A 10,033-nucleotide genomic window follows, 5' to 3' on the forward strand; every position below is an offset into this window, starting at 1 on the left:
TCGCGCGACGTAACTATATAGAAAAACCATGAGTTAAGCGAATAAAAATCTACATCAAGGTTATTTCTGGCTATATTGGGGATATAGCGGAACTAACGATTTAGACAAGCCAGGTTTTTGCGTCAGCTATCGGTTCGTGTTTCTGGGCCTTTAAAAGTGCAAGAATCGACCGTATCAGAACCCAAATTGCCAAAGCGATAAGGATCGGTATGCCAATGAGCACAACCGATAATATAATTCCGATCACACTGCCAATCAAACCGATGACAAAAGTTCTGATATGAAACTCCAAATGACTTTCTTCCCACGTGCCAGCCACCTCACCCTTCCAAACAAAAGCAAGAATGACGCCGACAAGGCCGGTAATGCCAACAACGAAACTGGCAATGTAAAGCAAAGATATAATCGTAGCCTTATTCATATCAAAACCGCCCGAAACTGGCTGTGGTGATTGATCAGTCATCTTGGTCTTCCCCTTTTTACCGCTCCAATATCCGTGGTTTAACAGCAATCTAATTCTTGCTGTTTATCGCATGCTGCGGCACATGCTATATCTTAATCGAACTTATTTCCGAAATATTTTGAAATCCAGAGATTTGGAGCGAATCATTAATGGCCGTATTTTTTCACGAGGAAGACCTGCCTGCTGGCGTGCTGGCGGATGGACCGGTTGCTGTCGATACGGAGACAATGGGCCTGCAAACATTGCGCGACCGGCTCTGTTTGCTCCAGATATCCGACGGTCAGGGCGATGAACATCTGGTGCGTTTCAATCCCGACAGTGATTATGCTGCACCGAATTTGAAACAGGTTCTGGCCGACCCTGCCCGAACCAAATTTTACCATTTTGCGCGCTTCGATCTTGCCGCGATCGAATATTATATGGGCGTAATGGCAGAGCCGGTATTCTGTACAAAAATAGCATCGCGATTGATCCGTACTTATACCGACCGCCATGGACTGAAAGAACTGGTTCGCGAATTGCTCGGTCAGGATATTTCCAAACAACAACAATCAAGTGATTGGGGCGGCCCGGTGCTGAGCGAAGCACAGCGTGATTATGCGGCATCCGATGTCCGTTTTTTGCACCGTTTGAAAGACGAGTTGGAAGTCCGCCTGGAACGCGAAGGCCGCACTGCAATGGCGCAGGCTTGTTTCGACTTTTTGCCGCATCGTGCGCGGCTTGACATTGCTGGCTGGCCGGAAACAGATATTTTCGCCCATGCCTGAATTGGTTTCCAGTTCAGCAGTCCTAAATTTTGACGGGTGCACCAGGTCCACAGAAAAATGACTATCACAACCGAACATATCAAGACCAAGCGTCAGCAATTTGCTTCCCCCGGAGGAAGCCATGACCGCAATGTTCGGTTTTTGCGGGTTATATTGCCACTGGGCGTCGGTATCTTGGCTGCTGTTCTGGCGCTTGCACCGTTTACAATGAGCGGCGAACTCAGCTTTGTTCTGGATAAGAATAAGGTTGATGTTGCAAAGGAACGGATGCGGGTAACCGAGGCGCTTTATCGCGGTGAAGACAGCGAAGGTCGGCCTTTTTCTATCAAAGCGGGTTCGGCAGTGCAGAAAAGTTCACGCGAAGCCGTCGTGGAATTAACGGATCTTTCGGCGCGGATATTATTGGCCGATGGTCCGGCGCAAATCCGTGCCAACGAAGGCCGCTATGATATGGAAAATGAAGATGTAAAGGTTCCTGGCACTTTGCAGCTGGAAAGTGCGGGCGGATATCGGCTGAGCACCGACAACGTTACTGTAGATTTGAAGCGGCGGACATTGACAAGTGATGCCCCTGTAGAAGGGCGGACCAATATTGGGACATTCCGCAGCGATCGGCTGAAAGCAGATATGACAGAACGAACTGTCACACTGGATGGCAACGCAAAGTTGCGAATCGTGCAAAACGGACTAAGAGGGCGATAGATGAAACAGCGTTCTTTCCTTACAGCCGCCGCTGGTGCGCTGATCGCCACTGCGACCGTGCTGACATTTGCCGGCCCCGCACCCGCTCAAGTATTTGGCGGCCACAACAGCAACGCCCCGGTTAATTTCGATGCCGGTCGGATTGAAGTGCAAGACCGTGCCGATCGTGTCGTGCTTTCCGGTGCGGTTCGGGTTGAACAGGCCGGGCTGGTGTTGAATTCTTCGCGGATGACCGTCGCCTATCGCAATACCGGCGGTATCGAGGTTGACCGTATTGATGCCTCTGGCGGCGTCACTATCCGTAAAGGCGGTGATACGGCGAAAGGAAATGTGGCCATTTATGACCTTAATCGGCGGCTCATCACTTTGATTGGTAATGTAACATTGACGCAGGGCACGAACAGATTGTCAGGTGGGCGTGTGATTATCGATCTGGCGTCAGGCCGATCGACCATAGATGGGCGCTCCGCTGGCGGTGCTGCTTCGGGCGGTCAAAATTCTAATGGCCGGGTCACGGGTACGTTCACGGTCCCCCAACGCACCAATTAATTTTCTCCCATTTGGCGATAAATTAGATTTTTCAATGATTGTCCGATTGCCTTGCTCGTTGATCATCGACGAATCTCGGTACAATCGCGCTAGAAACAAGCATTTCCGACTTATCATGCATAAAGCTTGCCAATTTCGAGTAAATTGGGCCATGCTGTTAACCATTGCACAATCTTATGGGGTGCAAATATCCCCAGAGCCAAAGGACTGAGATGAACGACGCAACGATTCTTGATATGCCAGCCATGGCCGATCCCGGTTCCGCCATGGCGAGCGATGCTATGGAACATGGCCTTGCGGTTGTGTCGATTGCTAAAAGCTATGACAAACGCGCCGTATTGTCGGATGTATCGTTGTCCGTGGGACGCGGTGAAGTGGTCGGTCTGCTTGGCCCCAACGGCGCTGGTAAGACGACCTGTTTCTATTCCGTCATGGGGCTTGTGCGTCCCGATGCCGGACGCATCATGCTGGATGGTGAAGATATTACACAGCTTCCCATGTATCGCCGCGCGATTTTGGGCCTTGGTTATTTACCGCAAGAAACCTCAATTTTTCGCGGCATGACGGTAGAGCAAAATATTCTTGCCGTTCTGGAAATGGTTGAGAGTGATAAAGCTGTTCGCGCTGAAACGCTGGACCGGTTACTCGACGAATTCGGACTTACAAAATTACGCAGCTCTCCTGCTATGGCGCTCTCGGGCGGTGAACGCCGCCGCTGTGAAATCGCCCGCGCTTTGGCGGCCGACCCGTCGATCATCTTACTGGACGAGCCTTTTGCAGGGATTGATCCGATTTCCATTTCCGATATTCGCGATCTCGTGGTGCAATTGAAAAATCGCGGCATTGGCGTATTGATTACTGACCATAATGTTCGTGAGACGCTGGATATTGTCGACCGTGCCTGCATCATTTATGATGGCCAAGTCTTGTTTGCAGGTAGCCCGGAGGCGCTGGTTAAAGATGAAAATGTCCGTCGGCTTTATCTGGGCGAGGGATTTTCCCTGTGATTAGGTGGCAACCAGAATAATGGCTCTTGGCCCCCGTCTCGACCTAAGGCAAAGCCAATCGCTGATAATGACGCCGCAATTGCAGCAGGCGATCAAGCTATTGGCTTTGTCTAATCTCGAACTTGAAACTTATATCGCTGAAGAAATCGAAAAAAACCCGTTGCTAGAAACGGGTGATCTCGGCGCAGAATCAAAAGGGGATGAAGGCGGCGAAGGTGAAATTGACCGTTCGCCGGAGCCAGGGACGCAGGGCAGCGACGAAATATTATCATCTGGGCCTGCCGACGCGGAAGCCTCTTTGGATATGGCAGGTGATGCCGACCAGTTTACCAATAACAGTATCAGTGACAGTGATGGCGCCTTGGATGGTGGGCTCGGTCTCAATGGTTCGTCCTCGTCTGGTAGCGGCGCTGTTGGCGGTGAGGCACCTGACTTTGAAAATATGCTGGTCGCCGAAACGACACTGGCGGATTATCTAATGGAACAGGCGGGCGCGATATTATCGGGTCGGGACCTGTTCATTGCTCAGCATCTTATCGATCAGATTGATGAATGCGGCTATTTGCAAGGTGACCTACTGGAGTTCGCGCATCGGCTGGGTGTGCAGCTTGACGAAGTAAAGCGGATATTGGTGGAAGTGCAAAGCCTTGATCCCGTTGGCGTTGGCGCGCGGGACTTGGCGGAATGTCTAGCGCTTCAGGCGAAGGAAGCGGATCGCTATGATCCGGCGATGGAACGGCTGATAGATAATCTGGATTTGCTCGCCAAAGGGGCTTTGCCGCAGCTTAAACGCATCTGCGGCGTGGATGATGAAGACCTGATGGACATGATATCAGAGATTCGCGCCTATGATCCCAAGCCGGGCTGCAAGATTGGCGGCGGCGATGTGCAGGTTGTGGTGCCCGATATATTCATTGCCGAACGAGCTGGTAAATGGCTGATCGAAATTAACAGCGCAACGCTGCCCAAGGTGCTGGTCAACCGTACCTATTTTGCGGAACTGAAAGATGGCGCGCAGGATAAGGCATCGAAAGAATGGCTGAGTGACTGTTTGGCCGATGCTAGTTGGCTGGTTAAAGCGCTCGACCAGCGGCAGCGCACGATTATCAAGGTTGCGACCGAAATCGTGAAGCAGCAGGAGAATTTCTTCCGCGACGGTGTCGCCCATTTGCGCCCGTTGACGCTGAAAAATGTGGCTGAAAAGATCGAGATGCACGAATCGACGGTGAGCCGGGTGACATCGAACAAATATCTATCCTGTTCGCGGGGCACCTTTGAACTGAAATATTTCTTCACCAGCGGTATCCAATCATCAACCGGCGGAGAGGCGGCATCGGCAGAAGCGGTGAAGAGCCATATCAAGTCGCTAATCGATAATGAGGATCCGAAGAAAATCCTGTCCGATGATAAGTTGGTGGTGTTGTTAAAAGATAAAGGCTTTGATATTGCCCGCCGGACGGTAGCGAAATATCGTGAGGCTTTGGGGCTGGGTAGTTCGGTCCAACGCCGCCGGCAGAAAGCTCTGGAAGGCAAGGCGGCTTAAGCGATTTACGCTGTAAGCACTTTCCGTAAAACCACAAATTCCAGATCCTGCGTCTTGGGCAGGCCATAGCGCGGATTATCAAGAGGGAACGGACGCCGTTCCCCCGTTGGGGCATATCCCCGCCTTTCATAATAAGCGATTAAATCGGTGCGTTGGCGGATAACTGTCATTTCAACCGCTTTGGTTTGCCATTTTTCGGTTCCATAAAGCTCTGCTGCGTTCAGCAGCATCTTGCCAAGGCCACCTGCTTGACGGTGCGGGTCAACAGTCAGCAGGCCCAGATAGACAAGACCGTCTTGGACCCGCGCTAACTGGACACAGCCGGCAATCTTTTCTCCGTCCATGGCGAGCAATATGATCTGGTTCTTGTCCCGAATATTGTCTCGCAAAGCCACTTGATCGGTGCGCTGACCGCCCAGTAGATCGGCTTCATGCGTCCATCCACGTGTGGCACTCTCTCCGCGATAGGCGCTTTCTACCAGCATGTGCAGGGCTGGAATATCCTGTTCCTGCGCTACTCCTATAAACATGTCCTGCGGCTTCACGGGTCAGTTTCCGTCTGATAGCCGCACGCCATCGGCCTCGATTTGATGGTCATCGATTAATTGTCCGGTGACGATGACGTGCTTCTCCACTTCGTCAATCGGCGTCCGCAACAATATAAGTCGATAGCGCACACCATCATCGGATTGCAGGACAAAACAGCCACCATCGCGTACCAACAGCCCGCTATATTCCAAGGGGGATGGCGCATTTTCGGTCATGCGACAGCGGTAAGACCCACAATTTCTGACACCGGCATATAATCATATCCCAAGTCTTCCGCCACGGCGCGGTAGGTGACATGGCCGTTCCACACGTTCAGCCCCTCGGCGAGATGCGCATCATCGCGCAAGGCGGCTTCCCAGCCCTTGTCGGCAATGGCCAGCGTATGGGGCAGGGTGACGTTGTTGAGTGCATAGGTAGATGTCCGCGATACCGCGCCCGGCATATTTGCCACGCAATAATGGACAATATCATCGACCACATAAGTGGGGTCTTGGTGGGTTGTGGGCCGCGACGTTTCAAAACAGCCACCCTGATCAATCGCGACATCGGCCAATACAGAGCCGGGCCGCATGGTCGACAGCATGTCACGGCTCACCAGCTTGGGTGCCTCTGCGCCAGGGATCAGCACCGCGCCGATGACCAGATCAGCCTCGGCCACACATTCGGCAAGATTGGCCTTGTTCGAGAAACGGGTTTTTGCCCGTGCTTCAAAATAATTGCCTAAACTTTCCAGCACATCGGGATCGCGGTCCAATATGGTGACATCGGCGCCCAGTCCTGCAGCCATTTGCGCCGCGTTAAAGCCGACCACGCCGCCGCCGATGATAGTCACTTTACCGGGGGCAACGCCCGGAACACCGCCTAATAATATACCGCGTCCACCATGGGCTTTTTCCAGCGCCGTCGCACCAGCCTGTATCGACATGCGTCCGGCCACCTGACTCATCGGTTTGAGCAAGGGCAGACCGCCAGACCCGGTAACGGTTTCATAAGCTATGCAGATGGCTTTGGATTTGACCAGATCGGCGGTTTGCTCCGGATCGGGGGCGAGGTGGAGATAGGTGAATAAAATCTGTCCTTCGCGCAGCATGGCGCGCTCGGCCGGTTGAGGCTCTTTCACTTTCACGACCATATCGCATTTTTCGAATATTTCGGATGCAGTGCTGGCAATGGTCGCGCCTGCCGCGATATATTCATCGTCTCCGGCACCAATGCCCAGACCAGCACCGGTTTCGACCAGTATATCATGGCCATGGGCCGACAATTCCCGCACTGATTCCGGGGTCAGGCCAACGCGATATTCGTGGTTTTTGATTTCTTTCGGGGTTCCGACGCGCATGGGGAGGTTCCTTTTTTCGAGTCTTGTTCCAGAACAATATCAGTAAAATATGACATGCGCGAGCGAGTGACGCAATTAAATTACATTATTCGGTAATTTTCCTAATCGGCACTGGCACTGAACAGATATTGCCATAGCCCCCATGGGCCGCAATATATTGTAGCAGCGAAGGGCTGTAGCTCGCCAGATACTCATAGCGCGGTTGCTCGGCGAGGGGCAACTCGCTGGCTAAGCGGACCGAACTGATCCGGATATGCTGGGACTTATCCTCATAAAAGCCACCCGCGTGTGTGCCGAGCGGCAGGTTGGTAACATGCTCTAACCCGTCAATCACGCGCCCGACCATGCCGAACGTCATGTCGAGACTGCGCGCTGCTTCGCCCGTTACAATGGAAATTTCCGCGCCGCTGCCCGCATCTGGCGGATCATAATGGGCGGGCGAAAGCGCCCCGCGACAGGTGAGCGGAAAGGCGTTGCCATCCTTCGACCCAATCGGCCATCCGCCGCCAAAGCCAACTTTTGCGCCATAGGTTTCATAGATGATTTTCATCAGCGGCCGGATTTCCGTGCCCTGATATGTGTTGCTATACTCGACCGCTGCATCCAGCGCCGCCATATCGGTATCGCGCTTTGCCCCCAAAGCCGCGTTGAAATAATCGCTTTCCGGCACGGTTTCCAGATTCTTCGGAAGGTTCTTATTGTCGGGGTTGCCGCCAAATTGCGTCACAAAATCTTTGGCAACGCGATAAATTTTTGTGCCATCCCACCAGCGCGCAGCCGCAAATTTTCGGACGTTGCGCACATGCGCGCCAGACAGTTCCGTAGGGATCAGTTGAATCACCGTTTGGCGTTTCTGTCCATCAGCGCCATCGGGAAGGGTAAAGATGATAAGATCGCTCACCGGAATCGGCAGCCAGTGATCAGCCGGGGCTGCGGCAAGTATTTGCTCAGGCGTCGGGGCAGGCGCTTCTTCTTGCGCATAAGCGGGCGTGGATAATAGGGCTAATACTGCCCCCAGAAATGAAAAGTTTCTGATACCGTTTATGCGCATATTCTTATCCTTTCCCTTGGGCAAAGTTAACACAAACCACACCCTTTTATAGCCGCAGGCCGCCATTTTCGAATTTGGCACCACGCTAATATTTTTGCCGCATGTAGGAAAGGGAAATTCACTTTGTCATTACCCGCCGTACGGGCACCGGAATATTGCAAATATCTGCGCCACCTGCTGGTTTGATAAAAAACGGATCGCGGCGATTGGCGCGGGCGTCGGCATATTCGAAAAAGGTACCGCTGACGGTGCTGAGATATTCAAATTTCGGCTGATCTTCCGGTGGTAGGTTGCTGCCTATACGAATAGACTGGATCGGTACCCGCTTACTGGCATCGGCATAGAAACCCAATTGACCCTTTCCGCGTGGCAGGCTGGACAGATGCTCCATCCCCTCGATAATCCGTCCGACCACTGCAATATTGCGATCCAGATGACGCGGCGCATGGCCGATGACGGTATAAAGCTCTGCACCGCTTCCTGTATCGGGGGAGAGATTACGACCCACGCCAACGGCACCGTAGCAGTGAACGGGCCATTTCGAGACAGTGTCGCTTGCGATCGGCCATCCTTGGTCAAAATATCCCCAACTGGCATAAGCATCAGCAGGACTCTCCAGTTGCAAATTGTGCGAGAGATGGATTTTTTCTTCCATATGCATGTGCACGTCATATTCGCTCTCTGGCACTTCTACCAAATCGTCCGGCAAAGCCTTCTGCTCCGTCTCGCCCGATTCCGGATTGTCGTAACCGGCATCCCCCCATTGCACGACATAATTATCCTGCACCCGGTTAATGCTGGTCCCGTCCCAGAATTTCGCTGCCGCGAGTTTGCGGATATTGCCGACCCACCCTTGGGAAAAAGGCGGCGGTATCAACTGGATGATCACGCGCCGCGCCTCACCTTTTGCATCTGACGCCAGATCCATGACCAGCAAATCACTGGCCGCTATAGATGTCCAGTCATCCGCCGGAGCAGCATCAACAATTGCATTAGGGCTGGGATATTCCTTCTTCTCCGGCTCTTGCGCAGAGAGAGGAGCAAGCGCGAGAAGCGCAGCAAACGGTGCCATCAGTATCTTTTTTTTCATAGAGGGACCCTAACCGCAAGCAAGTCCTTGCGAAAGAGCGTTTTGCGCACTAGGGAAGCGGCGCTGTCAGAGTTTCGAACCACTTATGATTCTGGCTAGCAGTGCGGAGCCGTGGCAGAGTGGTCGATCGCGCACGCTTGGAAAGCGTGTATAGGGCAACCTATCGAGGGTTCGAATCCCTCCGGCTCCGCCATTTTTATCATTTAAAATCAGTAGCTTATTTGTTTGGCACGCCCAGCTCACATAGTGTCTGTCTTTATAGGGCAGGATAGTGGAGCGACTTCGCCGTCTTGCGCAGTATGGCTAGTTTGCTCGGGTGCAAATGGGTCACTGGCTATCGTTGGGCTTTTGGTCACCGCAGCTATGGATATGCAAAGACTGACCGGCTAGCTGGTTCCTGCCTCGGGGGAACTGAACGATCAGACATATATTATAGGCCAATATCTTGTAAAAGGAGCGATGAGTAAGTGGCGTGTAGATAGCCTTTTAATATCGGCTGAGTGGATAGCATCAAATAGCTGCTTAATTTAAAACTCCGAATAGTCATCAAATTATCTGATGATGGTCTATTAAGCGTTACGGCTTTTAATTTGCAGATTTACGAAAAAAGGGTGTTGACGGAATCGGTTGGTCTGCTTAGAGACGTTTTCACCGGCACGACGTGGCTCACATGGGCCCCACGGTGTTGGTCGTCAAAATTTGAATACAACGGTTCTCCCCGGTAGTGATAGCGGGAAAAATCGTTGTCTTTGTTTTGTACGGGCTCTTTGACATTGTAATAATAGATGAAGGGACATGTGGGCGGCGGCTCCGGGTTCTACGGTTTTAAGGCGTAGATACTCGTAGTAAATTTAAGTCGTTCCATAGGTTTCGTATTAAGGCTCACGCTTTGATATGTTACCGAACATGTCCTTTATATGTATCCATATACGTAAAAAAGATTTGTGCAGGAACGGCTCCTTGAAATGAAGCT

General features: G+C 52.2%; 11 protein-coding genes and 1 tRNA gene. 6 read left to right on the forward strand and 6 right to left on the reverse strand.

What is annotated here, in order from left to right:
- Positions 1 to 100: 100 nt before the first annotated feature.
- A complete protein-coding gene (locus V7676_RS06705) occupies positions 101 to 463 on the reverse strand; it encodes a DUF4870 family protein (protein ID WP_335658858.1) in 363 nt (120 codons plus the stop codon).
- Between the two features lie 149 nt (positions 464 to 612).
- Between V7676_RS06705 and V7676_RS06710 the strand changes: the two genes are divergently transcribed.
- From V7676_RS06710 to rpoN, 5 genes are all read left to right on the forward strand, one after another.
- Positions 613 to 1,230, forward strand: coding sequence for a ribonuclease D (locus V7676_RS06710; RefSeq protein WP_335658859.1), 618 nt, complete (start codon positions 613 to 615; stop codon positions 1,228 to 1,230).
- Positions 1,231 to 1,287: 57 nt separating this feature from the next.
- Entirely contained in the window at positions 1,288 to 1,932 is a 645-nt protein-coding gene (gene lptC / locus V7676_RS06715; protein ID WP_335658860.1) for an LPS export ABC transporter periplasmic protein LptC, read from the forward strand.
- The gene (locus V7676_RS06720) at positions 1,933 to 2,481 is read left to right on the forward strand and encodes an LptA/OstA family protein (RefSeq protein WP_335658861.1); all 549 of its coding nucleotides are present in this window, start codon (positions 1,933 to 1,935) and stop codon (positions 2,479 to 2,481) included. It abuts the gene before it with no gap.
- A 212-nt stretch (positions 2,482 to 2,693) separates the two neighbouring features.
- Positions 2,694 to 3,488 carry an LPS export ABC transporter ATP-binding protein gene (lptB, locus tag V7676_RS06725; RefSeq protein ID WP_442955400.1) on the forward strand — a complete coding sequence of 265 codons (795 nt, stop codon included), beginning with the start codon at positions 2,694 to 2,696 and terminating at the stop codon, positions 3,486 to 3,488.
- A 19-nt stretch (positions 3,489 to 3,507) separates the two neighbouring features.
- On the forward strand, positions 3,508 to 5,031 hold the full coding sequence (gene rpoN, locus V7676_RS06730; protein WP_335658862.1) for an RNA polymerase factor sigma-54: 1,524 nt from the start codon (positions 3,508 to 3,510) through the stop codon (positions 5,029 to 5,031).
- Positions 5,032 to 5,036: 5 nt separating this feature from the next.
- On the opposite strand, the gene V7676_RS06735 is transcribed toward rpoN, so the two are convergent.
- The 5 genes from V7676_RS06735 to V7676_RS06755 all read right to left on the reverse strand — a co-directional run bounded on the left by V7676_RS06735 (position 5,037) and on the right by V7676_RS06755 (position 9,060).
- Positions 5,037 to 5,561, reverse strand: coding sequence for a GNAT family N-acetyltransferase (locus V7676_RS06735; protein WP_335658863.1), 525 nt, complete (start codon positions 5,559 to 5,561; stop codon positions 5,037 to 5,039).
- A gap of 18 nt (positions 5,562 to 5,579) precedes the next feature.
- The gene (locus V7676_RS06740; protein WP_335658864.1) at positions 5,580 to 5,795 is read right to left on the reverse strand and encodes a DUF5818 domain-containing protein; all 216 of its coding nucleotides are present in this window, start codon (positions 5,793 to 5,795) and stop codon (positions 5,580 to 5,582) included.
- A complete protein-coding gene (ald, locus tag V7676_RS06745; RefSeq protein WP_335658865.1) occupies positions 5,792 to 6,919 on the reverse strand; it encodes an alanine dehydrogenase in 1,128 nt (375 codons plus the stop codon). The genes V7676_RS06740 and ald overlap by 4 nt, the downstream gene beginning before the upstream one ends.
- An 85-nt stretch (positions 6,920 to 7,004) precedes the next feature.
- Positions 7,005 to 7,970 carry a peptidylprolyl isomerase gene (locus V7676_RS06750; protein ID WP_335658866.1) on the reverse strand — a complete coding sequence of 322 codons (966 nt, stop codon included), beginning with the start codon at positions 7,968 to 7,970 and terminating at the stop codon, positions 7,005 to 7,007.
- A 118-nt stretch (positions 7,971 to 8,088) separates the two neighbouring features.
- Positions 8,089 to 9,060, reverse strand: coding sequence for a peptidylprolyl isomerase (locus V7676_RS06755; protein WP_335658867.1), 972 nt, complete (start codon positions 9,058 to 9,060; stop codon positions 8,089 to 8,091).
- A 105-nt stretch (positions 9,061 to 9,165) separates the two neighbouring features.
- On the opposite strand from V7676_RS06755, the gene V7676_RS06760 reads away from it, so the two are divergent.
- Positions 9,166 to 9,253, forward strand: a tRNA-Ser gene (locus V7676_RS06760).
- Positions 9,254 to 10,033: the final 780 nt, after the last annotated feature.

Origin of the sequence: Parasphingorhabdus sp. (assembly GCF_036963805.1) — a bacterium.
Taxonomy (GTDB): Bacteria; Pseudomonadota; Alphaproteobacteria; order Sphingomonadales; family Sphingomonadaceae; genus Parasphingorhabdus.

What these genes read in the sequence shown, in the direction of transcription:
- V7676_RS06705 (WP_335658858.1), bottom strand. Translation starts at nt 463, where the DNA reads ATGACTGATCAATCACCACAGCCAGTTTCGGGCGGTTTTGATATGAAT.
- V7676_RS06710 (WP_335658859.1), top strand. Translation starts at nt 613, where the DNA reads ATGGCCGTATTTTTTCACGAGGAAGACCTGCCTGCTGGCGTGCTGGCG.
- lptC (WP_335658860.1), top strand. Translation starts at nt 1,288, where the DNA reads ATGACTATCACAACCGAACATATCAAGACCAAGCGTCAGCAATTTGCT.
- V7676_RS06720 (WP_335658861.1), top strand. Translation starts at nt 1,933, where the DNA reads ATGAAACAGCGTTCTTTCCTTACAGCCGCCGCTGGTGCGCTGATCGCC.
- lptB (WP_442955400.1), top strand. Translation starts at nt 2,694, where the DNA reads ATGAACGACGCAACGATTCTTGATATGCCAGCCATGGCCGATCCCGGT.
- rpoN (WP_335658862.1), top strand. Translation starts at nt 3,508, where the DNA reads ATGGCTCTTGGCCCCCGTCTCGACCTAAGGCAAAGCCAATCGCTGATA.
- V7676_RS06735 (WP_335658863.1), bottom strand. Translation starts at nt 5,561, where the DNA reads ATGTTTATAGGAGTAGCGCAGGAACAGGATATTCCAGCCCTGCACATG.
- V7676_RS06740 (WP_335658864.1), bottom strand. Translation starts at nt 5,795, where the DNA reads ATGACCGAAAATGCGCCATCCCCCTTGGAATATAGCGGGCTGTTGGTA.
- ald (WP_335658865.1), bottom strand. Translation starts at nt 6,919, where the DNA reads ATGCGCGTCGGAACCCCGAAAGAAATCAAAAACCACGAATATCGCGTT.
- V7676_RS06750 (WP_335658866.1), bottom strand. Translation starts at nt 7,970, where the DNA reads ATGCGCATAAACGGTATCAGAAACTTTTCATTTCTGGGGGCAGTATTA.
- V7676_RS06755 (WP_335658867.1), bottom strand. Translation starts at nt 9,060, where the DNA reads ATGAAAAAAAAGATACTGATGGCACCGTTTGCTGCGCTTCTCGCGCTT.